This is a genomic window from Microtetraspora sp. AC03309 (genome assembly GCF_020826795.1).
GTDB classification, from domain to species: Bacteria; Actinomycetota; Actinomycetes; order Streptosporangiales; family Streptosporangiaceae; genus Microtetraspora; species Microtetraspora glauca.
In genome coordinates, this window is sequence record NZ_JADDIL010000006.1 from 86,978 (window position 1) to 111,030 (window position 24,053).

Genomic DNA, 24,053 nt, shown 5'->3' on the forward strand with positions numbered 1-24,053 from the left:
TCCGATCACGCCGAAAAGCAAGCCGGGGGACCCCCTGACGAGGGTCCCCCGGGTGTGAGGTTCTCCTTAGCGGGCCTCGTTCAGGTCGACCAGGTCGACCCGGACGTACTTGCCGTCGGACAACGCGTTGACGACGGTGCGCAACGCCTTGGCCGTGCGGCCCCCGCGGCCGATGACCTTGCCGAGGTCGTCGGGATGGACCCGGACCTCGAGGACGCGCCCGGTGCGGATGCGACGGGCACGAACCCGGACATCGTCAGGATGCTCGACGATGCCCTTGACCAGATGCTCGAGGGCCTCCTCGAGCACCTCAGGCCTCGCCTTCCGACTTCTCCTCGCCGGCCGGGGCCTCGGTGACATCGGCGGCCTCGTCGGCCTTCACAGGCTTCTTGGCCTTCTTCGGCGTGGTGGCGGCGGCGGCGGTGTCACCGGACAGCGCCTCCTTGGCCGCGGCCTCGTAGAGGGCGTGACGGTCCGGCTTCGGCTCGGCGACCAGGAGCGGCGCCGGGGCGGGCTGGCCCTTGAACTTCTGCCAGTCACCGGTCAGCTTGAAGAGCTTCAGAACCGGGTCGGTCGGCTGCGCGCCGACACCCAGCCAGTACTGCGCCCGCTCGGAGTCGACCTCGATGCGCGAGGGGTTCTCCTTCGGGTGGTACAGACCGATCTCCTCGATCGCCCGGCCGTCACGCTTGGTGCGGCTGTCGGCGACGACGATGCGGTACTGCGCGTTGCGGATCATGCCGAGCCGCTTGAGCTTGATCTTGACTGCCACGGGTGTGGTCTCTCCTGCTTCAGAGCGTGGGTGAGCGGTGTCACATCGAGTGGGGCACGACGCGAACCCGCCCGAGGGACAGGCGCGACCGGCGGGGTTGAGAGGGCACCCGCGTGGTCACGATGTTCCAACATGACATTCTGCCAGACGATCCGGGGTGCTTGGCGAAATCCCGGTGTGTGCCGGACACGAACAAAACCCTGAGGTCAGGCATCCAACATGGCATGGAGCGAACCAACCGTACATCCCGTGCCATGACGATCTCCGTGGCGGTCGCGAGCCTGGCGTTCGTCGCCGCCTGCGGCGCCGCGGACGCCCGGACCGCCGGCGCCGTCTCCGCGGGTGCGGGCACCCCGGCGGCCGTTTCCGCGGACGTCCCCGCGGCCGCTTCGGCAGGCGTCCCCACGGCCGTTTCGGCGGGCGTCCCCGCGACGGTTCCGGACCTGCCCGGGAAGGCGACCGTGCCGGTGACCTCGCCGCCGGGAACGGCCGCGCTCGGGACCGGGCCGGGAACGGCCGCGCTCGGGGCCGGCGCGGCGGCCCCCGCCGCGCCGAAGAGGTGCCGCACCGACGCGCTGAGTGCGCGGATCGGCACGGCGGACGCGGGGGCGGGCCAGCGGTACGCGCCGCTGGTCCTCACCAACACCGGGTCACGGCCCTGCTGGGTCTACGGTTTCACCGGCCTGATCATGATCGACGGGAACGGCGACGCGCTGCGCACCAGGACCCGCAGGGAGAGCGTCCAGCCGCGCCGGGTCACGCTCCGGCCCGGAGCCGGCGCCCACGCACGCCTGCACTGGACCGTGGTGCCGACCGGGAAGGAGACCACCTGTCCCCGGTCGGCGCGGCTGATGATCATCCCGCCGGACGAGGTCGCGCACCTCGAGATCCCCTTCGACGCCATGGTGTGCGGCGACGGAAGGATCGACGTCAGGCCGATGGAGCCGGGAACCCGGCTCTGATCACTTCTTGGGGAACTTCAGCTTCGACGGGTCGAACCCGGGCGGCAGCTCCAGCCCAGGCGGGAGCTGGCCCGCGCCCAGCTTGCCGAGCGCTCCGAGGCCCGGCGTGCCGGTCGAGCCGTCCGGGCCGTCCGGGCCGGACGCCGCGCCCGACTTGGCCTGCGCGGCCTTGCGGGGGTCGCCGCTGACGCGGCGGCCCTTCTTGGCCTTCTGCGCCTTCTGCGCCTTGCCCCGACCACCCGGCATGCCCGGGATGCCCAGGCCCTGCGACATCCGCTTCATCATCTTCTGCGCGTCGAAGAAGCGGACGACGAGGCTGCTCACCTCGGTGACCGTGACACCGGAACCCTTGGCGATGCGGGCCCGGCGCGAGCCGTTGATGATCTTGGGGTCGTGCCGCTCGCCGGGGGTCATGGAACGGATGATCGCGGCGATGCGGTCGAGGTCCCGGTCGTCGACCTGGTTGAGCTGGTCGCGCATCTGCCCCATGCCGGGCATCATGCCGAGCAGGTTCTTGATCGGGCCCATCCTGCGGACCATCATCATCTGCTCGAGGAAGTCGTCGAGCGTGAAGCCGTCGCCGGAGGCGAGCTTGCCCGCCATCTTGGCGGCCTCGGCCTCGTCGAACGTCTTCTGTGCCTGCTCGATCAGGGTGAGGATGTCACCCATGTCGAGGATCCGGCCGGCCATGCGGTCCGGGTGGAAGGCGTCGAAGTCCTCGAGCTTCTCACCGGTGGACGCGAACATGATCGGACGGCTCGTGATGTGCCGCACCGACAGCGCGGCACCGCCGCGGGCGTCGCCGTCGAGCTTGGTGAGCACGACGCCGTCGAAGCCGACGCCGTCCATGAACGCCTGGGCGGTGCTCACCGCGTCCTGGCCGATCATCGCGTCGACGACGAACAGCACCTCGTCGGGGCTGACCGCGTCACGGATGTCCGCGGCCTGCTTCATCATCTCCTGGTCGATGCCCAGGCGGCCGGCGGTGTCGATGACCACGATGTCGTGCTGCTGCCGCTTGGCGTGGTCGATCGACTGCCGGGCGACCGCGACGGGGTCGCCCACGCCGTTGCCGGGCTCGGGCGCGTAGACCGCGGCGCCCGCGCGCTCGGCCACCACGGCGAGCTGCTGGACCGCGTTGGGCCGCTGCAGGTCACAGGCCACGAGCAGCGGCGCGTGCCCCTGGTCACGCAGCCACTTGGCGAGCTTGCCCGCGAGCGTCGTCTTACCGGCACCCTGCAGACCCGCGAGCATGATGACGGTCGGCGGGGTCTTGGCGTAGCGGAGCCGCCGGGTCTCACCGCCCAGGATCTCGATCAGCTCGTCGTTGACGATCTTGACGACCTGCTGGGCGGGGTTCAGCGCCTGGGAGACCTCGGCCCCGCGCGCCCGCTCCTTGACCTGGGCGACGAATGCCTTGACCACCGGCAGCGCGACGTCCGCCTCGAGCAGGGCGATGCGGATCTCGCGGCAGGTCGCGTCGATGTCGGCGTCGGAAAGCCTGCCCTTGGACCGCAGGGAGGAGAAGACCGAAGTCAGCCGGTCGGAAAGCGTCTCGAACACGTGTTTGGCCAGCCTCGAAGCGAGTGGACGGTAAAGAGCTCGCGTCCCAGCCTAGCCGCCCGTGCGGCATGCGTGCCCGAGCCCATGTCGCGTCACCATCCTCCGCCGCTGCCGACATGGGTGGTGAGGGCGTGCTCGACCAGGGTGATGAGCGTGTGCTTGACCGATTCCCGGCTACGGGCGTCGGTCCGTACGACGGGGACGCGAGAGGAGAGCGTGAGCGCCTCCCTGAGCTCGTCCTCGGTGTGGCCGTACTGCCCGTCGAAGCCGTTGACGCCGACGACGAACGGGAGCTGGGCCTCCTCGAAGTAGTCAACCGCGGGGAAGCTGTCCGCCAACCGCCGCGTGTCCACCAGCACCACGGCACCGATCGCGCCGCGTACGAGGTCGTCCCACATGAACCAGAAGCGATGCTGACCCGGCGTACCGAACAGGTAGAGGATCAGGTCCTGGTCCAGGGAGACCCGGCCGAAGTCCATCGCCACGGTCGTCGTGGTCTTGTGCGGTACCAGCCCGACGTCGTCGATGTCCTTGGACGCGTCGGTCATCACCGCCTCCGTCGTGAGCGGCACGATCTCCGAGACCGCTCCGACGAAGGTGGTCTTGCCCACACCGAAACCGCCCGCCACCACGATCTTCGTCGAGGTCAGACCCCGCTGAGAGCCATGGCTAGAGCCTGCGAAGTCCACTGAGCACCCTTTCAAGCAAGTTCAGATCAGGCTTACCCGCGTCGAGCTGCGGCTGGTGCACGTGCACCAGCCCCTCCGCCGCCATGTCCGCGATCACGACGCGGACCACGCCCAGCGGGATCCGCAGCATCGCCGACACCTCCGCCACCGATCTCACCTGGCGGCACAGCGAGCTGATCGCGCGGTGTTCCGGCGGCCTGCCGGACAGGTCGAGATGCGTGGACGTGGCCGAGGAGACGAGCGCCTCCAGAGCGAGTTGCATGCGCGGAGCCGTGCGGCCTCCCGTCACCGTGTACGGGCGCACCGGCGAGGAGGGCTCCTGGGGAAGCGGGGCGCCGCCGTACGGCTGCCCCCATTGGTCCACCGTCAGCCCCTCGGGTGCGATGCCTGGAGTTCCGCACGTACGGCGGGGGTGAGTACCTGCCCCGCACGATCCACCAGCAGCGTCATCTGGTAGGCCACCAGGCCCATGTCGCTTTCGGCCGAGGCGAGCACCGCGAGACACGAGCCGTCGCTGATGGACATGATCAGGAGCAGCCCGCGCTGCATCTCGACCACCGTCTGGTTGACCGGGCCGCCCTCGAACACCCGCGACGCGCCCTGCGTCAGGCTGATCAACCCGGCGGCGACCGCGGCGAGCTGGTCCGCCCGGTCCTTGGGGAACCCATCGGAGTACGCCAGCGGCAGGCCGTCCGCCGACACCACCACCGCGTGCGCGACGCCGGGGACGGATCCCACGAAGTCGCTGATCAGCCAGTTGATGCCGCGAGCTCCCTGGCTCAGCTCTCTCATGCGTCCTCCACATTCTTGGGCCCGGGATATCCCTGGTCCTCGCTCAGTTCGCCTCTGGTCACCGCGCGGCCCTGCTGTACGCCGCGTTGCAGGCTGGAGAGCCGGCTGCGCATGCGGTCGGGGGACAGCGCGGGCGGCGGGGAGGCCGCCGGCCCGGCCGAGCCGACGGAGCCGCCGGAGCCGCCGGAGCCGACGGAGCCGGGAACGAGGTTGGCCCTGGGCACCCGCTTGGGCAGGCCCGAGGACGTGTTCCCCTCCCAGGACGGTTTCCGCACCGCGGCGTCGGCGGCCTGCCAGCCCGCCTCCACGTTCTCCTGCTGCCGCCATTCCGGCCCCGTCTCCGACGGGGGCACGCGCTGGAACCACGCGGACTCCACCGAGGCGAAGATCGGCAGGAACTCCTCCTGCTGGCGTTCCTCGACGGGCGTGTTGCGCAACGCGGGCAGCGGACCTGTCGCGTCGTCGAACTCGTGCTCCTGGCGGCGGGGCCGCATCCGGATCTGGGTGTCCTGAGGAGGAATGGACGAGATCGCGGGCGGCGGCGCGTGCCAGCCGACCTGGGGAGGAGGCGCGCCCCACTCGGGCTGGGGGGCGGTCGGCGCGCCCCAGACGGGCTGCGGATCATGCTGGGGCGTCCACGCGGAGGGAAAGCCGTTCGGGTGCGCGGCCACGGCGGGCTGCGCGATCACGGGTTCCGGCAGCAGGACCATGGCGGTGAGCCCGCCGTCGCCGTGCGGCCTGATCTGGACGCGGATGCCGTTGCGCAACGCGAGACGGCCGACCACGAACAGGCCCATGCGGCGGGACACCGACACGTCCACGACCGGCGGGTTGGCGAGTCGCCAGTTGGTCTCCGCGATCTCCTCGACGGTCATCCCGATGCCGGTGTCGGTGATCGAGACCATCATCCCGCCGCCGTCGATGCGGTTGCCCGACACGATCACACGGCTGTCCTTGGGAGAGAAGGCCAGGGCGTTCTCGACCAGCTCGGCGAGCAGGTGGATGACGTCGTTGACGGCCTGCCCGACGAGCGCGACGTCGGACGGCATGTTGATCACTACGCGCTCGTAGCCCTCGACCTCGGAGAGCGAGGCGCGGACGACGTCGGTGACCTCGACCGGCTGGCTCCACCGGCGGGCGGGCTCCTGGCCCGCGAGGACCAGCAGGTTCTCACTGTTACGGCGCATGCGGGTCGCCAGGTGGTCCAGCTTGAACAGGTTCCCGAGACGGCCCTCGTCCTGCTCGCCCTGCTCCAGCCCGTCGATCAGGGCGAGTTGCCGCTCCACCAGCGTCTGGGTGCGGCGGGACAGGTTCACGAACATGGCGCTGATGTTGCTGCGCAGCTGGGCCTCGTCACCGGCGAGCCGGATCGCCTCGCGGTGGACCTCGTCGAAGGCCCGCGCCACCTCGCCGACCTCGTCGGCCGAGGCGACACCGATCGGCTGGACCGCGGGCGGGCCGCCCATGCCCTCGGACTCGCGCAGCCGCTGGACCGTCTCGGGCAGCCGGTGCCCGGCGATCTCCAGCGCCTCGCGGCGCAGCCGCCGCAGTGGCAGTACGAGCGAGCGGGCCATGATGGTGGTGATGAGCACGACGAACAGCAGGACCGCGACGACGAGCGTGATGTTGAGCACCGCGACGCTACGGGCGTCCTGCTGGAAGGTGAGGCTCTTCGCGATGACGGACTTGGTCAGCGCGTCGCCGACCTTCTGCATGCTGTCGATCCGGTCGCTGATCGCGTCGAACCACCGCGTCTCGTCGGATCCTCTGCGGTCGAGTGCCCGGACCGGCTGCCCGGCCTTGGCCATGCCGAGGGCGCGTTCGGTCAGGAAAGCGGCGCGGTCGACCTTCTGGCCGGTCACGGTGTCGCTGTAGAGCTGGCGCTGGCCGGTGCTCGCCTCCGCGAAGAATCCGCTGAGCTCGCTCTCCTGCCCCGCGCGCGCGGAGGTGAAGGCGTCCATCTCGGCGGGGTCGAACTGCTGCCTGGCCAGCCCGACGGCCAGCAGCGCACGCTGCTTCGACACCGCTTCCTTGGCGCGGACGAGTGAGCCGAGCGCCTTGATGCTCGCGTTGAGCTCCTCGTCCACGACACCCTCCGCGGCCGTGTCGTACAGCCGCAGGAGGTCGGAGATGACGATGGAGTACTTGGTGAGGGACGGCAGCGGCGGCAGCGAGCTTTCCAGCACGATCTCCCGCAGCGCGGCCATCTCGCCCAGGCGGCCGTTGGCGCGGACGACCTCCTGCCGGCCGAGGTCGCCGAACACCTCGGTCGCGGCCTGCATCTTGATGCGTACCTGTTCGACCGCGGTGTTGACGGTGCCCTGCTGGGTGCGGATCGGTGTGAGGTAGCCGCCGCCGCGTCGGCCGGCGGCGATGTAGCGGATCGACAGGTCCCGTTCGAGCTGGAGCTCGTGCGTCAGGTTTCCGACGCTGCCGACCAGGTCGATCGCCTGCCGTACGCGCTGGTATTCGGCGGCGGTGCTGATCGAGCTGGTCACCCGGAAACCGCCGAGAAGCATCGCGACCACGGTGGGCAGCACGATCAGCGCGAGGAGCCGGGTGCGCACGCGCCAGTTCTTCAGGGCCCACTGGTTCCCGGTCGCCGGTTCCGGCGGCTGTGTGCTCGCGGTGGGCGCACCGCCGGCGACCGGCTCGCCGGGCGGCTGGAGCTCGGCGCGGCGACCGCTCTCGATCGTTGCTGTCCTCACAGGTCGCAACCTCTCGCGCTGGTCTTTCCAGAAGGACTTTCAGGGGATTCGCTCGGGAAGCCTGCCACGAGTCCGGGGCAATTTGAGCACAAAGCGACGAGATTGACCAACCACTCGATCTCCTTCAAACGTTCCAAAGACCGCCTGGATGGCGAGGAAGCGATGCGGAGAGAGCGATATCCAGGGAGGATTACGCACAGCGACACATGACCGAATCTCGCCCCGGCCGCGAAACCGGTCCAAATCCCTGCACGCAGGGTTATGGACATAGTGGATTTATTGACAAGTTTGGCGACATAGGCGACTTATTCCGCGTTAGGACGTTTTGCCTGCTGTACGCTTCTCGCCCGTCGCCCGTCTTCCGCGATCTTCACACCGGTCGGGCACACTTCCTTCCCCAGCCAAGGAGACTCCATGCGACTTATGGGTCGGACCTTCGCCGTCGGTGTCGTGGCCGCGCTCGCGCTCACGGCATGCGGCGGTTCAGATACGGACACCTCCTCCTCGTCGAACGGCGCCGCCGCGAGCGGAGGACTCGAGAAGACCACGCTGGTCGTCGCCACCATCCCGGTCCCGGACATCGCTCCGCTGCAGGTCGCGATCGACCGCGGCTTCTTCAAGGCCGAGGGCCTCGACGTCAAGACCGAGGTCGTCGCCGGTGGCGCGGTGGGCATCCAGAAGCTGCTGGGCGGGAGCATCGACCTCACGCTCGGCGCCTACATCGGCACCTTCCTCGCCCAGGAGAAGGGCGCCGGCAAGTTCAAGTACGTCGCCGACAGCTACGGCGCCGCGCCCGGAGCCTTCGTCCTCATGGTCAAGAAGGACTCTCCGATCAAATCCGCGGCCGATCTCCGAGGCAAGAAGATCGCGGTCAACACGTTCAAGAACGTGAGCCAGATGACCGCCGAAGTGCAGATGAAGGTGGCCGGAGTAACGGCCACGCAGGACCAGTTCGTGGAGAAGGCCTATCCGGACATGCCCGCGGCTCTGGAAAACGGTCAGGTCGATGCCGCGGCTATGGTCGAGCCGTTTATCACCGTGGAATCCAAGGCGGGCGGAAGAATCATCGCCGACGCCATGGCCGGACCGACCCAGGACCTCCCTGTCGCCGGCTGGCTGACCACAGAAACGGTCGCCGATAAATACCCGAAGACCATGGCCGCATTCCAGCGCGCGCTCGGAAAGGCGCAGGAACTCGTGGCGAACGACCGAAAGATCGTGGAAGAGGTCCTGCCGAATTACACCAAGATCGACGCGGCGACCGCGGCGGTGATCGCCCTCGGCTCCTACCCCACGTCGCTGAGCGAGACGCGGCTCCAGCGGGTGGTGGACCTGATGAAGGAGTACAACTACCTGAAGACCGACCTCGACGTGAAGTCCATGATCCTGGCGCCTCCCGCCGCCTGACAGTGACGATCACACGATCATGAACTACGCACGAGTGCTCCGCGGCGTCGTGGGCGCCGCGGGGTTCCTCGCCGCCGCCGAGCTCGTCGGCATGAGCGGGCTGGTGGACGACCGGTTCCTGCCGCGCATGTCCACGGTGCTCGCCGGCGCGGCCGGCCTGGTCACCGACCAGGACTTCCTCGCCGACGCCGGGGCCACGCTCACCGTCTGGTTCCTCGGGCTCCTGCTCACGGTCGCGGTGGCCGTACCCGCCGGGCTGCTGCTCGGCACCCTGCCGCGGGCCGAGGCGGCGGTGCGCCCACTGATCGAGTTCCTCCGCCCGATCCCGTCCGTCGCGGTCATCCCGCTGGCCATCCTGCTCTTCAGCGACAACCTGAACCTCAAGCTGGCCGTCATCGTGTACGCGTCGTCCTGGCCCGTACTGATCAACACCATCTACGGCCTGAAGGACGTCGACCCGCTCGCCAAGGAGACCCTGCGCAGTTTCGGTTTCGGTCCCCTCCCCGTCCTGGCCAGGGTGGCCCTGCCCAGCGCCGCCCCGTTCATCGCCACCGGGATCCGCGTCGCGTCCGGCATCGCGATCATTTTGGCCATCAGCGCGGAGCTGATGGCCGGAGGGTCCGAGGGCATCGGGATCTACATCACCGAGGCGGCGAGCGGAAGCCGCGTCGACCTCATGCTGGCCGCCACCCTGTGGGCCGGCCTGTTCGGCGTCGTCGCCGACTCCGTGATGGTGGCGCTGGAACGCCGCCTGTTCCGCTGGCACCACGTCCGCACCGGAGGAGCCCGATGAACGTCGTCAAGGCTCTCGGCCGCCTCTGGCTCGTGCCGGTCGCGCTCGTGGCGTGGGAGGTCGTCACGCGCGTGGCGGAGCAGCCGTTCTTCCCTCCCCCGTCGGCCATCCTGGCGCGAATGTACGAGCTCTGGTTCTCCGGACCGCCCTCGCACCTCCTGCTGACGGACGGCGCGCTCGCCGACCTCGGCCCCAGCCTGGCCCGGCTGTTCACCGGCTGGCTGGTGACCGCGGTCATCGGCATCGCCGCCGGGATCGCGATCGGGTGCTCGCCCCGGCTGTCGGACTACGTCGACCCGCTGATCCAGTTCGGCCGGGCCGTGCCCCCGCCGCTGCTCGTGCCGTTCTTCCTGGCCCTGCTGAAGCTCGGCACCCCGGCCCAGCTCGCCACCATCGTCTTCGGGGTGATCTGGCCGATCCTGCTCAACACCATCGACGGCGCGCGTACGGTCGACCGCCAGCACCTGGAGACCGCGCGCATCTTCGGCTTCTCCGCGGCCCAGCGGTTGTGGCAGGTCATCCTGCCCTCCGCGATGCCCAAGATCTTCGCGGGGCTGCGGCTGGCGCTCTCCCTCGCGCTGATCCTCATGGTGATCGCCGAGATCTTCGCGGGCACCGACGGGATCGGCTACCGGCTGCTCTACACGCAGCGCAGCTACCTCTACCCCGACATGTGGGGCTGCATCGTGCTGCTCGGCCTGCTCGGCTACCTGCTCAACTCAGCGTTCCTGCTGGTGGAACGGCGCGTTCTGGCCTGGCATCGAGGTGCCAGGCAGACTACCTAGGAAGGTCCCGTGCTCGAGATCACCGATCTGGTCCACTCGTACGGCTCGCACCGCGTACTCGGCGGCGTGAGCTTCTCCGTGGCCGAGGGCGAGCTGGTCAGCGTCGTCGGCCCCTCGGGGTGCGGGAAGTCCACCCTGCTGCGATCCGTCGCCGGGCTCATCCGGCCGTCGGGTGGGCGGATCACGCTCGGCGGCGAGCCCGTCGAACGCACGCCCGACAACCTGGCGATCGTCTTCCAGGACTACAGCCGGTCCCTGTTCCCGTGGATGTCCGCGGCCAACAACGTCGCCCTGCCGCTGCGGCGCAAGGGGATGGACCGGAGGCGGCGCAGGGAGGCCGCGATGACGGCCCTCGAACAGGTCGGCCTGGCCGACGCGGGCGGGAAGTTCCCGTGGGAGATGTCCGGAGGCATGCAGCAGCGCGTCTCCATCGCGCGGGCGCTCGCCTACCGGCCATCGCTGCTGCTCATGGACGAGCCGTTCGGATCCGTGGACGCGCAGACCCGCGAGGACCTGGAGGACCTGGTCCTGAACGTCTGCGCCCACCACGGGATCACCATCCTGTTGATCACCCACGACATCGACGAGAGCGTGTACGTCGGTGACCGGGTCATCGTCCTCACGCGGTCCCCGACGCGCGTCGCCGCCGACCTGGAGATCGGCCTCGGCCGTTCGCGCGACCAGATCGCGACCAGGCAGCTCGACGCCTTCGTCCGGCTGCGCGCCGAAGTGGGCCGTCTCGTCCGGGGCGGTCACACCGCCACCCCCGCCTCAGTTCTGGAGAAGCATTGATCGACTCCACCGGCCCCATCTGGGACGCCATCATCGGCCTCTCGCGGTTCGGCGCCCTGGCCACCATGGCCGAGCTGGGCTGCGCGGACCATCTGGCCGCCGGCCCGCTCAGCGTCACGGACCTGGCCGCCGCCTGCGGCGCGCACGCCCCGTCGCTTGACCGGGTGATGCGCGAGCTCGCGGCGATGGGCGTGGTGCGCACGGTCTCCCCCCAGGTCTACGAGCTCACCGAGGCCGGCGGCATGCTGCGCGGCGACGTGCCCGGCAGCATGCGCCCCGCCGTACGGGTGATGGCCGAGGCGGGTTACTGGCACGCGCTGGGCACACTCCCTGAGTCCGTACGGCGCGGCCGTTCCGTGTTCGTGGAGCAGTACGGGCCGTACTACGACTACCTGGCGGAACGGCCCGAGGCGGCGCGGAACTTCAACGCCTACATGGCCACCCGTGCGGCGCCGATCGAGGCGGCGCTCGCCGGCGGCTACGACTTCTCCGGGGTGAAGACCCTCGTGGACGTCGCCGGAGGGAAGGGGCACCTGCTGGCCGCGGTGCTCGACGCCTACCCGGCCGTGCGCGGCGTGCTCTTCGATCTGGACCACGTGGTCGAGGACGCCCGGGAGCCGCTGGACGCGCGGGGTCTCGGCGACCGGTGCGAACTCGTCGGCGGTGACTTCTTCCAGGGGGTGCCCGCCGCCGACGCCTACCTGCTGGCCAGCATCATCCACAACTGGGACGACGACGCGGCCCTGCGGATCCTGGGCAACGTCCGTGAGGCGATGACCGCGGACGGCAGGGTGCTGCTGCTGGAGATGGTGCTGCCCGACGACGACTCGCCGCACATCGGCAAGGAGATCGACCTGCGGATGCTCACGCTGTTCGCGGGCGGCAGGGAACGGACCCGCGGCGAGTACGCGGCGCTGCTCGCCGCGTCGGGCTTGTCGGTCTCGCGCGTGGTGCCGCTCCCCGCCGGGGCGAGCCTGATCGAGGCCCTGCCCGTCTAGGGTCCGTCTCTCTCCGGCGGGCCGTCCCCGTGGATCGTCCCGTGGGTCGTCGCTGCGGCGATCCACGGGGCCCGGCCGGGAGCACGCGCGCGCGTCGCCGATCTCGGGCAGAGAGCCCCTCCGACGCGCCCCCGAAGGGCATAACTCGAAAAAATAGGACCACAACAGGAATTCATCCGGCCCGAAACCGGCGCGATTTGTGGAACGGTCCAAAGCAGCAAGTGATAGCAACCGGGATATCTTCGGCATCTATCGCGCTTCGCCTGGCATCTACCCAGTTAGGTGACAAAAGCCAGATCTGGGGATCTTTCGCAGGCCCGAAGCTCGGGGGAGCCTGGCCGCCGCTTCCCGCGTACGGGGCTGAACGGGCGAGGCGGATGAGGCGGATGACACCGCCGGCCGGGGCGGACGCGTGGCGGACGCGCACCCCGGCCGTTCGAGCGCACGTCTCGCCGGGACTCCGGCCGTTCGCGCGCTCGCGTACCGGGCCCCGGTCAGCGGCCGCCCCAACCGGGTACGGCGACACGCATCGTCAGGGCGTGCTCGACCAGAGTGATGAGCGTGGTCTTGACCGACTCCCGCGTACGCGCGTCGGTGCGGACGATGGGCACGTGCGGCGACAGGCTCAGGGCCTCGCGTACCTCGTTCTCGCTGTGCGGGTACTGCCCGTCGAAGCCGTTGACGCCGACGACGAACGGGAGCTGGGCCTCCTCGAAGTAGTCGACCGCGGGGAAGCTGTCCGCCAGCCGCCGCGTGTCCACCAGCACCACCGCGCCGATCGCGCCACGCACGAGGTCGTCCCACATGAACCAGAAGCGATGCTGACCCGGCGTACCGAACAGGTAGAGGATCAGATCCTGGTCCAGGGAGACCCGGCCGAAGTCCATCGCCACGGTCGTCGTGGTCTTGTGCGGTACCAGCCCGACGTCGTCGATGCCGGCGCTGGCGTCGGTCATCACCGCCTCGGTCGTGAGCGGCATGATCTCCGAGACCGCGCCGACGAAGGTGGTCTTGCCCACACCGAAACCGCCAGCCACCACGATCTTCGTCGAGGTCAGGCCCCGCTGAGAGCCATGGCTAGAGCCTGCGAAGTCCACTGAGCACCCTTTCAAGCAAGTTCAGATCCGGCTTACCAGCCTCCAACTGCGGCTGGTGCACGTGCACCAGCCCCTCCGCCGCCATATCGGAGATCACCACGCGGACCACGCCCAGCGGGATCCGCAGCATCGCCGAGACCTCCGCCACGGACCTGATCTGGCGGCACAGCGAGACGATCGCCTGCCGCTCTGGCGTGAGCGTGGACAGATCCTGGTGAGTCGAGGTCGCGGAGGACACGAGTGCCTCCATCGCGAGTTGGAGACGCGGTGCCGTACGCCCACCGGTCACCGCGTAGGGGCGCACCAGTGAACTCGGTTCCGCCGGCCCCGGTTGAGGAATCGGGTTCGTCCCGCCATAGTGCCGGTGGGCGTCGTCCACCGGCGGGTAGGGCTCATCCGTCCAGCCGCCGCCTGCCACAACGTCCTCCTGTCATCACCTTTATCTGGGCTGGGACGCCTGGAGCTCGGCGCGTACCGCGGGGGTAAGCACCTGTCCCGCACGATCCACCAGCAGCGTCATCTGGTACGCCACCAGACCCATGTCGCAGTCCGCGGACGCGAGCACCGCGAGACACGACCCGTCACTGATCGACATGATCAGGAGCAGCCCGCGCTGCATCTCGACCACCGTCTGCGTGACCGGGCCGCCCTCGAACACCCGCGACGCGCCCTGCGTCAAACTGATCAACCCGGCGGCGACCGCCGCCAGCTGGTCCGCCCGGTCCTTGGGGAACCCATCGGAGTACGCCAGCGGCAGGCCGTCCGCCGACACCACGACCGTGTGAGCCACGCCGGGCACGTTGTTCACAAAGTCAGTGATCAGCCAGTTGATGCCGCGAGCCGCCTGGCTCATCTCCCTCATGCGTCCTCCTTGTCAGTGTCCGGGCCGCCGCCGGTCATCGGCGTCGCCCCCGGATAACCCTGGTCACCGCTGACCTCTCCTCGCGCCACCGCGCGTCCCTGCCGGATGCCCTGCTGGAAGCTCGACAGCCGGTTGCGTACGCGGTCGGGCGAGATCGAGGGAGCGGGTGGCGGGGGTGCCGGAGCCGCCGCCGACGCCCCACTGGAGGCGATCGCCGACGCGGAACCCGGGACCAGGTTGGCCTTGGGGACCCGCTTGGGCAGACCGGAGGAGGTGACTCCCCCGAGCGACGGGTCGCTGGCGGCCTTGGCGGCCTGCCAGCCGGCGTCGGCGGGGGACGACCATTGCCGTGCTTCCAGCGGATTGGTCTCCATGCCGGACTTCTTCTCGGGCTCTTCGGTCCCCGGCTCGACCTTCTTGAACCAGTCGGACTCGACCGCCGCGAAGATCGGCAGGAACTCCTCCGGCTGGTCCTCCATCGGCGAGGTCCGTACGACGGGCAGGGGGCCGGTGTTGTCCACATCCGGCTCGAACGCCCCGCGCGGAGCTGCCGGCCAGCCGCCCGAGTCTCCCGGCGGGCTGGGCCAGGAGGAGCTGCCGGGCGCGGGCAGGTGACCCGGCCACGGCGTGTCCACGGGAGCGCCGGTGGCCTTGCCACGCTCGAACGGGGGCGGGTCGAAGGGGTTGCGCGCGAACGGCTCCGGCTCCGGGGCCGCGCCCGCGCCGAACGCGTTCTTCGCGAAGGGGTCCGCGTCCGAGCCCTGCTCGAACGGAGGCGGGTCGAACGGGCTGCGCGCCGGAGCGGGCGGCGGGTCGAACGGGTTCCGCGTGGCCGCCGGCGGGTCGAACGGGTCGCGGGCCGTCTGGGGCGCGTCGAACGCGTCACGCGCGAACGGCTCCGGCTCCGGGGCCGCGCCCGCGCCGAAGGCGCTCTTGGCGAACGGCTCCTTGTCCCGTCCGAACGTGTCGAACGGGCCACGCTCGAACGGGTCCGCGCCCGGGGTGCCGACACCCGGCGCGTCCGACCCGATCACCGGCGTACGCGGCGGGGCGTCGAAGGACGTCGGGCTGGCCAGCGCCGGGGCCCCGCCGAACTGGGCGGCGGGGTCGGCCGGCGGCATGCCCGGGAAGGCCGGGCCGGCCTGGGCGAGCAGCGCCTCGGGCAGGAGCACCATGGCGGTGAGGCCGCCCGCGTCCTGCTGACGGAGCTGCACCCGGATGCCGTGGCGCAACGCGAGGCGGCCGACCACGAACAGGCCCATGCGGCGGGACACCGACACGTCCACGACCGGCGGGTTGGCGAGTCGCCAGTTGGCCTGGGCGAGCTCGTCCGCGGTCATGCCGATGCCCAGGTCGCTGACGGAGATCATGAGACCGCCGCCGTCGATCCGGTTGCTCGACACGACGACCTTCGTCTCGCGGGGGGAGAACGAGATCGCGTTCTCGACCAGCTCCGCGACGAGGTGGACGACGTCGTTGACGGCCTGGCTGACGACCGCGCCGCCCGCCGACACCTGGAGGCTCACTCGCTCGTAGTTCTCGACCTCGGAGAGCGAGGCGCGGACGACGTCGACGACCGGGACCGGCTGGCCCCACCGGCGGGCGGGCTCCTGGCCCGCGAGGACCAGCAGGTTCTCACTGTTACGGCGCATGCGGGTCGCCAGGTGGTCCAGCTTGAACAGGTTCCCGAGACGGCCCTCGTCCTGCTCGCCCTGCTCCAGCCCGTCGATCAGGGCCAGCTGCCGCTCCACCAGCGTCTGGGTGCGGCGGGACAGGTTCACGAACATCGAGTTGACGGCGCTTCGCAGCTTGGCCTCGTCGCCCGCCAGCCGGATCGCTTCCTGGTGGACCTCGTCGAAGGCCCGGGCGACTTCACCGATCTCGTCGCGTGTGTTGACCTGGATGGGCGCGACCTCGACCTTGACCGAGTCGTCCTGCGCCTCGCGCAGCATCTGGACCGTGCGCGGCAGCCGCGAACCGGCGATCTCCAGCGCCTCGCGGCGCAGTCGCCGCAGCGGCCGGGTGAGCGATCCGGCGACCGCCGTGGTGATCAGCAGCATCAGGCCGAGGAGCAGGAGGATCGCGGAACCGGAGATGATCGCCCGGCGCTGCTCGTCGTCCGCCAGGGTCTGCGTCTGCGTCACGACGGACCCGGCGAGGCGCTGCTCGACGATGTTCATCTTGTCCACGGTCGTGGTCATCGTCTCGAACCACAGGCGCAGGTCGTCGCCCCTGCGGGTGCGGTCCAGGTCGATGATCCGGTTGTACTCGCGCATCTGGGCCAGCGCGCCGGCTCGGAGGGAGTACGCCTTCTCGATCTGGAAGCCCTTGACCGTCTGGGTGTAGAACTTGACGTCCTCGGAAGAGGCTTCCTTCTGGAAGGTCTCGAAGTTGCTGTCCTGCGCCTGGCGGGCTCCGAGGAAGTCGGAGAGGTCGTCGTAGGTGAGCGCCTTCTCGGCGATTCCGACGGTGAAGATGCCTCGCTGGCGGGCGACCTGCTCCTTGGCCCGGCTGAGCGCGCCGAGGGCGATGCCGTCGGCGAACAGGCGGTCGCTACCGGTGGCGGACCGCAGTTCGTCGCCCAGCGCGTTGAACGCCTCGATCATGGTCGTGTACGTGCCGAGAACGGCTCGGGCGGGCACGCCGCTGGAGACGAACTGCTTCCGGAGGCCGGTGAGGCCCTCCATCCAGCGCTCGATCTCCTCGACCCGGTTGCGGACACGGGCGGAGTGGCCGCTGTCGAGCTGCGCGATGGTGTCGGCGACCTTCTTCCTCGCCTTGTCCACGTCCTGCTGCGCGTTGCGCACCTGGGCCAGCCGGGCCGGCCTGCGGCCGGTCGCCGTGTACCAGGCGGTGTAGTCACGTTCCATCGCGACCTCGTGCGAGAGGCCGCTGACCGCCTGGACCAGGCCCGCCACCTCGTTGAGGCGCCGGTATTGGACCGATGTGTTGACCGCGTCGGCAAGCTGGATGCCACCGAGTAGCACACCGACGACCGTGGGAAGCAGGATGAGCGCGACGAGACGCGACCTCACCCTCCAGTTCCCCAGCCGGAACCAGCCGCCGTCCCCTGAGGCGCGCCTGGACGCGGTGTCGGAGGCCGGCCTCGATACCGGTACGGCCTCCGGCTCTGGGGCAGCCTTGGGTTCTTGAGTACTCACGGGTTTTCGCAACCTCTTGCCGAAGCTCATATACGCGCAGCTATGGCCCTCAGCCGCGTGGCGGCTGTGATGCCTGGGACGTCATTGAAGCGAGGGTAATTGGAACACACCATTACCAGATCGGCCAAACGTGCACCGCGCGCAGTCGTGACCTTATTCCCACAGAACGGGATGTATAGGACCGCATTTGGGTCAGCCCAAGTGATCAAAATCGGCTGATCCTGTCGTTGTAACGGTCCCGGCGCCCCCCCAGAAGGGAGGCGCCGGGTCACATGTCGAACGTGAGGTCAGCCGTGGGTCACTCGGATCACTGCTGCGCCGCGACCTCCGTCGCGAGGCGGGTGTACTTGGCCGAGTCGGCGCCCAGGTCGATGATCGACTCACCCTGGAGCAGGTCGGCGGGGCTCAGCTTGAGCGACGGGAACGACTGGACGAGAGCGGGGTCGACCTTGTCCATGGCGGCCTTGTTCGGCACCTTGTAGAGGATGTTCGCGGCCACCCAGCCGTGGATCTCCGGGTCGAGGATGTAGTTGATGAAGGCGTGCGCCGCCTCCTTGTTCTTGGAGCTCTTCAGGATCACCATGGTGTCCGCCCAGAGGTCGCTGCCCTCCTTCGGCACGGTGAACTTGATGTTCTTGACGTTCTCCGGGCACCAGCCGTCCCACGCCTCGACCATCACGGCCTCACCCGACTTGAGGCGGTCGCCGAACGTCGTGTCGTCGTACGCCAGGAGGTGGGACTTGGCCTTGAGCAGGAGCTCCTTGGCCTTGGCGAGCTGGCCGTCGTCGGCGGTGTTGATGGAGTAGCCGAGCGACTTGAGGGCGGGCAGGGCCAGCCAGCGCTCGGTGGTCATCATCGTGACCTTCTTGTCGTACTCCGGCGCCGGGTTGAGGATGTCGTTCCAGCTCGTCGGCGGCGTCTTCACCAGGTCGCTGCGGTAGCAGATGCCGGTACTGCCCCAGGTGTAGGGAACCGAGAACTTGTTGCCCTTGTCGTAGGACAGCTCCGACGCCTCGGGGTAGAGGTTCGCGAGGTTCGGGATCAGCTCGGCGTGCAGCGGCTCGAGCAGGCCCTGCTCGTTGAGCGCCTGGGCGTACTGGCCGGAGACGAAGGCGACGTCGAAGCCGCCGTTGTTCTCGCTCGCGGTGAGCTTGGCCATCGCGGTCTCGTTGGTGTCGTGGATCGCGATCTTGATGTCGAAGCCGAGCTTCTGCTTCACCCGCTGGGGGAGGTCCTTCGGCGAGTAGCCGTCCCAGATGGTGATGTTGAGCGACTGCTTCTTCAGGTCGGCGTTCGGGTCCAGCTTCGCGGCGGCCGCGGTTGGAGCCGCCCCGGCTCCTGTGGTCTCCGACGAGCTGCACGCTGCCAGGGCAAGGGCAAGACCGGCCACGACGGCGGCAGCCGGAAGACGACGGGTGTACCGGGTACGGGACACGACCGTAACTCCTTCGGGATTCAGATCTTCGAGAGCTCTGCAAAGGGCAGGCCAAAGGAGGAGTGTTGCAGCCCAGACCAGGTTTAAGCAAGACTTTTCGGACAGCGTTAACGATCGGACGACGAGTTGATTTGAATCCGTGTTCAACATGGCGCATCCTGTGACGGGTCCGTGAAATCGGACAAAACGCCACAATCGCCATCAATAAGGGGCGCCTCGACGGCCCTTTTCGGCTTGGTCCGGTGCCGCGCTCAGTTCACGGCCCGCACGCGGAGCACGTACTCCACGAGGCTGATCAACGTGGACTTCACCGCCTCGCGCGAGCGCGCGTCCGTACGGACCAGCGGGACGTGGGGGGCGAGGGACAGCGCCTCCCTGACCTCCTCCACCGAGTGGTGGAACGTGCCGTCCCACCCGTTCATCGCCACCACGAAGGGCAGCCCGGCCTCCTCGAAATAGTCGATGGCGGGAAAGCAGTCGGCCAGCCTGCGGCTGTCGACCAGCACGACCGCGCCGATCGCGCCGCGTACAAGATCGTCCCACATGAACCAGAACCTGTGCTGACCGGGAGTGCCGAACAGGTAAAGGATGAGGTCCTGGGCCAGGGAGAGGCGCCCGAAGTCCATCGCCACGGTGGTCGTCGTCTTGTTCGGCGTGAGGCCGAGGTCGTCGATGCCCGCGCTCGCGTCGGTCATGACGGCCTCGGTCGTCAGCGGGAGGATCTCCGAGACGGCACCCACGAAGGTGGTCTTGCCCACTCCGAACCCACCGGCCACGACGATCTTCGTTGAGGCGAGGCCCCGTTGAGAGCCGTGGCTAGAGCCTGCGAAGTCCACTGAGCACCCTTTCGAGCAGGTTGAGGTCTGGTTGTCCCTGGTTGAGCTGGGGCACGTGCAGGCGGACCAGACCCTCATCGGCCAAATCGGCGATGAGCACGCGGGCCACGCCGAGCGGAACCCGCAGCAGCGCGGAGATCTCCGCGACGGAACGAACGGAACGGCAGAGCACGATGATCGACTCCTGCTCGGGGCTGAGCAGCGAGTAGTCATCGCTCATCAGAGTCACCGATGATACGAGAGTCTCCATCGCCAGGTGGTAACGCGGCTCGGAGCGTCCGCCGGTGACGGCGTACGGACGGAAGAGGGGCTCGTCCTCTTCCCCATCACCAGGGCGCATGCCTGTCTCCCATGACCGGGCGTCAGCGGCGGGTGGACTGCAGCTCGGCGCGGAGCGCCGGGGTCAGCACCTGGCCGACCCGCTCGACCAGCAGCGTCATCTGGTAGGCCACCAGGCCCATGTCGCAGTCGGCCGCGGCGAGCACGGCCATGCAGGATCCGTCGCTGATCGCCATGATCAGCATCAGCCCGCGCTGCATCTCGACCACCGTCTGGGTCACCGAACCGCCGTCGAAGACGCGGGACGCGCCCACGGTCAGGCTGAGCAGACCCGCCGCCACCGCGGCGAGCTGGTCGGCGCGGTCGGGCGGGAACCCGTCGGAATTGGCCAGCCGCAGCCCGTCCGCCGACACGACCACGGCGTGCGCGACACCGGGGGTGCCGCCGACGAACTCCGTGATCAGCCAGTCGAACCTACGTGCCTCAACGCTGAGGGCGGTCACGAACTTTCCTCCTCATTACCGGGCTTCTCGGCTTCGGCGCCGGACACGTCGGCCCGGCCGCGCCGTACACCCTGCTGGTAGCTGGACAAGCGGCTGCGCACCAGATCCGGCGACACCGCTGGCCTGGGTGGGGCCGGGGTGCCCGGCGCCGCGCCCACCGAGCCGGGCACAAGATTGGCCCTGGGGGTCCGCTTCGGCAATCCCGCCGACGTGACGCCTCCCAGAGAGGGGGCGCTCGCCGCGGCCGCCGCCTCGAATCCGCTGTCCGCGCGGGACGCCCAGCCGCCCCGCGACGGGTCGCCGCCGGGACCTCCGGAGGTGGCCGGAACGGCGGTCGCGCCCCCGCCCGGCGACACGGTCCGCCCCTGCGCCGAGCCGTTCCCGTACCCGGTCGCGGGTCCGGTCGTGGATCCGGTCGTGGATCCGGGCGTCCCGGGTACGGCACCAGCGGGGGCGGCACCGGACACGGCGCCCGCGGCCGGAGTCGCCGGTCGGCGGAACCACGCGGACTCGACCGAGGCGAAGATCGGCAAGAACTCGTCTCCCCGTTCGAGGTGCGCGTCGTCCGCGATGTGCGAGGGGACCGGCGGGGCCCCCTCCACGGGGAAGGCGCCGGAATGCTCCGTGAACCTGGGCAGGGCCGACGGCGCGTCCATCGAGGACGCGTACGACGCCGGGGGTGCCTGGCGGCTGTCGCGACCGGAGCCGTCGGCGGGTGCCGTACGGTCCGCGGTGCCGGCGCGGTTGGGGAGCCCGGCCGAGCCGCCCGAGTCTCCTGTCGGGGCGGGATAGACGACGGAGCCGCTCGGGCCCTGCCGGTCCGCGTCGCTGAAAGCGGGGAACTGCCCCGTGCTCCGCCGATCCCCGTCCCTGAACGCGGGGAACTGCCCCGTGCTCTGCTGGTCCGTGTCTCTGAAGGCGGGGAACTCCCCTGTGCTCCGCCGATCCCCGTCCCTGAACGCGGGGAACTGCCCCGTGCTCTGCCGGTCCGCGTCTCCGAACGCCGAGAAGCCCCCGGTGTTTCCGGTGCTCCCGTTGTCCTGCCGGCCGGAATCGCCGAAGGCGGAGAACCCTCCCGTGGGAAGCTGGGCCGCTCCCCCGGAGGCGGAGAAACCACTGGCGGCCGGGGTGCGCGTCGGCAGCCCGTTCCCCCGGGTCGTCCCCGCTCCTGAGGGAGCGGACGTCGCCGAAGGCTCCCGGCCCGGCGCCCCGCTCCCTGACGCACCGCTCCCTGACGCACCGGTCCCTGCCGCATGGGCGCCCGCCGTACGCGCGACGGGACCTGTCGCCGGACCCGGCGCGGCGGCGGTCTGGGCCCGGCCGACGCCGTTCCCGGCGACCTGCCCGAAGCCGTTGCCCTGACCCTGGCCGAACCCGCTCCCGGCCGGCGCGGGACCGTTCCCCGGAACCTGCCCGGCGACGGTTCCCGGAACCTGCCCAGTGGTGGTTCCCGAAGCCTGCCCGGCGACGGGCCGGTCGGTGCCGGAGACGAGCTCGGCGGGGAACAGCACCATGGCGATCAGGCCGCCGGCGTCGCCCCTGCGCAGCTGGACCCGGATGCCGTGCCGCAGCGCGAGGCGGCCGACCACGAAGAGGCCCATCCGCCGGGAGACCGACACGTCCACCATGGGCGGCTCCGCGAGCCGCCGGTTGGCCTCGGCCAACTCCTCCTGCGACATGCCGATCCCGGAGTCGCTCACCGAGAGCAGCACCGCGCCGCCCTCGATGCGGTCGCTCGACACCACGACCTTCGTACGGTCCGACGAGTAGGCGATGGCGTTCTCCACCAGCTCGGCCACCAAGTGGACGGAGTCGTTGGCGGCGTACCCGGCGACCGAGGCGGTGCGGTGGACCCGGACGGTCACCCGCTCGTAGTCCTCGACCTCCGAGAGCGCGGCGCGTACGACGTCGACCAGGAGGGCCGGCTTGCTCCGCTTGCGCGCGGGCTCGTGCCCGGCGAGGACCAGGAGGTTCTCACTGTTGCGCCGCATGCGGGTGGCCAGGTGGTCCAGCTTGAACAGGTCCGACAGGCGGGCGCCGTCCTGCTCGCCACGCTCCAGACCGTCGATCAGCGAGATCTGCCGCTCCACGAGCGTCTGGGTGCGCCACGACAGGTTCACGAACATGGCGTTGACGTTGCTGCGCAGCCGGGACTCCTCGGCGGCCAGCCGTACGGCCTGCGCGTGCACCTCGTCGAACGCCTGGGCCACCTCGCCGATCTCGTCGTTCGTGCCGAGGTCGATGGGCCGCACCTCGGGCACGTTCTCGGGGTCGTCGGACTCGCGCATCCGCCGTACGACCTCGGGCAGCCGCATGCCGGCGACCTCCAGGGCCTCGGCCCGCAGCCGGCGCAGCGGCCGGACCATCGACCGGGCGATGAGCACGGTGGTGGCGAGGACGAGCAGGAGGAGGGCGAGGATGAGCCCGGCCGCGATCAGCGCGTTGCGCTGCTCGGCGGACTGCAGGTCCTTGGCACGGTCGATGACGGCGCCGGAGAGCCGCTTCTCGGCGACCGCGAGCTGCCCGATCGTCTTGGTGCTGTGCTGGAACCAGCGCACCAGGGTCCGGTCCCTGGCCTGGTAGCGGCTCAGCGAGGAGTTCTGGATCGCCAGCGTGATCGCCCACGACTTGGTCAGCTCGGCGTCGACCACGTCCTTGTCGCTGAGGAGGCCGGCCAGGTACGCGGCGTCGCCGGAGCCGGTCTCGGCGTAGAAGCGGTCGACGTACCCCTGCTGCCGGGACTGGGAGGCGATGAAGTCCCTCAGCTCGTAGCCGGTGAACCGCTGGTTGGCCTCCATCAGCTCCCTGGTCAGCATCTGCCGCTGCTGGGACGCCTCCTCCTTGGCGTACGCCAGGGCGCTCAGGGCGCGCATGTCCGCGACGACGAGGGCGTCGTCGCTGCTCTGACCGAGTTCGTCGTGCAGGCGCAGCAGACCGGCGATGATGCCGGTGTAGTCCTCCTCGGTGCCCTTCTCACGGACGTTCTCCAGGCCGGAGAGCCGGTTCCCCGCCTGCTCCGCCTGCTGTACGGCACGCACGCCGTAGCTGTCGTCGATCTTCGCGAGGTCGGCCGCGACCTTCCGCGCCAGGCCGTCGACCGCCACGCGCTGGTCGGTCAGCGTCAGCTTGGTGGTGCCGTCCACGTTGAATACCCGCTTGGCACCGCCGCCGCGCGCGGCGAGGTCGCGCTCCATGGCGAGCTGCTGGGCGAGGTCGCGGAGCCGTACGGAGTATTCGGCGGCGGAGCTGGTCCGCTGGTATCCGTTCAGGCTGCCGACCGAGTCGACGACCCTGGCGCCCGCGAGCGCCACCGCCACGAGGGTCGGGGCGACGATCAAAGCGGTCAGCCGGGAGGGGACACGCCAGTTGCGCGGTGCGAGGCGGTCCGCCCACGTGCCGCTCCGCGCTCCGGCCGCTTCGGGCGTTCCCTCCGCGCCACCGCCGCTCTGCTGCTCCGTACTCACCGGCCCCGCCATTCTCGGGATGCCATCACGCATCCCGACAGCATGAAATGACATCGCTACGCAAACGCGGACAATTCGACCACAAGGTCACGATTACCGGCGATTCGCCCTCCGAGGGCGACAGAATTGTTACCAACTGGTAAGGGGTTGCTCCC

The 24,053-nt window shown here is 69.8% G+C and carries 22 protein-coding genes; 6 read left to right on the plus strand and 16 right to left on the minus strand.

Translation table 11 applies throughout. The features are described 5' to 3' along the window. Positions 1–66: 66 nt before the first annotated feature. Positions 67–309, minus strand: coding sequence for an RNA-binding protein (locus IMZ11_RS05100; protein WP_061259060.1), 243 nt, complete (start codon positions 307–309; stop codon positions 67–69). A 1-nt stretch (position 310) separates the two neighbouring features. Next, positions 311–772 carry a 30S ribosomal protein S16 gene (gene rpsP / locus IMZ11_RS05105; RefSeq protein WP_228637977.1) on the minus strand — a complete coding sequence of 154 codons (462 nt, stop codon included), beginning with the start codon at positions 770–772 and terminating at the stop codon, positions 311–313. A gap of 254 nt (positions 773–1,026) precedes the next feature. On the opposite strand from rpsP, the gene IMZ11_RS05110 reads away from it, so the two are divergent. Next, positions 1,027–1,734, plus strand: a complete 708-nt coding sequence (locus tag IMZ11_RS05110; RefSeq protein WP_228637979.1) for a DUF4232 domain-containing protein — start codon at positions 1,027–1,029, stop codon at positions 1,732–1,734. Here IMZ11_RS05110 and ffh read toward each other — a convergent pair whose 3' ends face one another. The 5 genes from ffh to IMZ11_RS05135 all read right to left on the minus strand — a co-directional run bounded on the left by ffh (position 1,735) and on the right by IMZ11_RS05135 (position 7,486). Further along, entirely contained in the window at positions 1,735–3,297 is a 1,563-nt protein-coding gene (ffh, locus tag IMZ11_RS05115; protein ID WP_228637981.1) for a signal recognition particle protein, read from the minus strand. Between the two features lie 92 nt (positions 3,298–3,389). Continuing rightward, entirely contained in the window at positions 3,390–3,947 is a 558-nt protein-coding gene (locus IMZ11_RS05120) for an ATP/GTP-binding protein (RefSeq protein ID WP_082777354.1), read from the minus strand. A gap of 19 nt (positions 3,948–3,966) precedes the next feature. Next, positions 3,967–4,350 carry a DUF742 domain-containing protein gene (locus IMZ11_RS05125; protein WP_228637986.1) on the minus strand — a complete coding sequence of 128 codons (384 nt, stop codon included), beginning with the start codon at positions 4,348–4,350 and terminating at the stop codon, positions 3,967–3,969. A 2-nt stretch (positions 4,351–4,352) separates the two neighbouring features. Beyond that, positions 4,353–4,769 (minus strand): roadblock/LC7 domain-containing protein, encoded by a 417-nt coding sequence (locus IMZ11_RS05130; protein WP_228638089.1) that lies wholly within the window; start codon positions 4,767–4,769, stop codon positions 4,353–4,355. 5 nt (positions 4,770–4,774) lie between these two features. Then, a complete protein-coding gene (locus tag IMZ11_RS05135; protein WP_228637988.1) occupies positions 4,775–7,486 on the minus strand; it encodes a nitrate- and nitrite sensing domain-containing protein in 2,712 nt (903 codons plus the stop codon). Positions 7,487–7,936: 450 nt separating this feature from the next. Between IMZ11_RS05135 and IMZ11_RS05140 the strand changes: the two genes are divergently transcribed. Genes IMZ11_RS05140 through IMZ11_RS05160 form a run of 5 tightly spaced genes read left to right on the plus strand, consistent with a single transcriptional unit; the run spans position 7,937 to position 12,261 of the window. Continuing rightward, entirely contained in the window at positions 7,937–8,893 is a 957-nt protein-coding gene (locus tag IMZ11_RS05140; RefSeq protein WP_228637990.1) for an ABC transporter substrate-binding protein, read from the plus strand. 19 nt (positions 8,894–8,912) lie between these two features. Further along, positions 8,913–9,686, plus strand: a complete 774-nt coding sequence (locus tag IMZ11_RS05145; protein WP_228637992.1) for an ABC transporter permease — start codon at positions 8,913–8,915, stop codon at positions 9,684–9,686. After that, complete coding sequence (locus IMZ11_RS05150) at positions 9,683–10,471, plus strand: ABC transporter permease (protein ID WP_061259050.1); 789 nt, start codon at positions 9,683–9,685, stop codon at positions 10,469–10,471. The genes IMZ11_RS05145 and IMZ11_RS05150 overlap by 4 nt, the downstream gene beginning before the upstream one ends. 9 nt (positions 10,472–10,480) lie before the next feature. Continuing rightward, positions 10,481–11,263, plus strand: a complete 783-nt coding sequence (locus IMZ11_RS05155) for an ABC transporter ATP-binding protein (RefSeq protein WP_228637994.1) — start codon at positions 10,481–10,483, stop codon at positions 11,261–11,263. After that, positions 11,260–12,261: a methyltransferase gene (locus tag IMZ11_RS05160; protein WP_228637996.1), complete on the plus strand. Its 1,002-nt coding sequence runs from the start codon at positions 11,260–11,262 to the stop codon at positions 12,259–12,261. Before IMZ11_RS05155 ends, IMZ11_RS05160 begins: the two co-directional genes overlap by 4 nt. Before the next feature lie 494 nt (positions 12,262–12,755). Here IMZ11_RS05160 and IMZ11_RS05165 read toward each other — a convergent pair whose 3' ends face one another. The 9 genes from IMZ11_RS05165 to IMZ11_RS05205 all read right to left on the minus strand — a co-directional run bounded on the left by IMZ11_RS05165 (position 12,756) and on the right by IMZ11_RS05205 (position 23,931). After that, positions 12,756–13,358, minus strand: coding sequence for an ATP/GTP-binding protein (locus tag IMZ11_RS05165; RefSeq protein ID WP_082777341.1), 603 nt, complete (start codon positions 13,356–13,358; stop codon positions 12,756–12,758). Next, positions 13,339–13,776 carry a DUF742 domain-containing protein gene (locus IMZ11_RS05170; RefSeq protein WP_082777340.1) on the minus strand — a complete coding sequence of 146 codons (438 nt, stop codon included), beginning with the start codon at positions 13,774–13,776 and terminating at the stop codon, positions 13,339–13,341. The genes IMZ11_RS05165 and IMZ11_RS05170 overlap by 20 nt, the downstream gene beginning before the upstream one ends. 21 nt (positions 13,777–13,797) lie before the next feature. Beyond that, complete coding sequence (locus tag IMZ11_RS05175) at positions 13,798–14,211, minus strand: roadblock/LC7 domain-containing protein (RefSeq protein WP_228638091.1); 414 nt, start codon at positions 14,209–14,211, stop codon at positions 13,798–13,800. Between the two features lie 5 nt (positions 14,212–14,216). Continuing rightward, positions 14,217–17,255: a nitrate- and nitrite sensing domain-containing protein gene (locus IMZ11_RS05180; protein ID WP_228637998.1), complete on the minus strand. Its 3,039-nt coding sequence runs from the start codon at positions 17,253–17,255 to the stop codon at positions 14,217–14,219. Between the two features lie 433 nt (positions 17,256–17,688). After that, positions 17,689–18,816, minus strand: a complete 1,128-nt coding sequence (locus tag IMZ11_RS05185; protein ID WP_228638000.1) for a spermidine/putrescine ABC transporter substrate-binding protein — start codon at positions 18,814–18,816, stop codon at positions 17,689–17,691. Between the two features lie 251 nt (positions 18,817–19,067). Then, positions 19,068–19,652 carry an ATP/GTP-binding protein gene (locus tag IMZ11_RS05190; protein WP_374462137.1) on the minus strand — a complete coding sequence of 195 codons (585 nt, stop codon included), beginning with the start codon at positions 19,650–19,652 and terminating at the stop codon, positions 19,068–19,070. Then, on the minus strand, positions 19,633–19,992 hold the full coding sequence (locus tag IMZ11_RS05195; protein WP_061259042.1) for a DUF742 domain-containing protein: 360 nt from the start codon (positions 19,990–19,992) through the stop codon (positions 19,633–19,635). Before IMZ11_RS05195 ends, IMZ11_RS05190 begins: the two co-directional genes overlap by 20 nt. 22 nt (positions 19,993–20,014) lie before the next feature. After that, a complete protein-coding gene (locus IMZ11_RS05200; RefSeq protein ID WP_228638005.1) occupies positions 20,015–20,434 on the minus strand; it encodes a roadblock/LC7 domain-containing protein in 420 nt (139 codons plus the stop codon). Beyond that, positions 20,431–23,931 (minus strand): nitrate- and nitrite sensing domain-containing protein, encoded by a 3,501-nt coding sequence (locus IMZ11_RS05205; protein WP_228638007.1) that lies wholly within the window; start codon positions 23,929–23,931, stop codon positions 20,431–20,433. Before IMZ11_RS05205 ends, IMZ11_RS05200 begins: the two co-directional genes overlap by 4 nt. Positions 23,932–24,053: the final 122 nt, after the last annotated feature.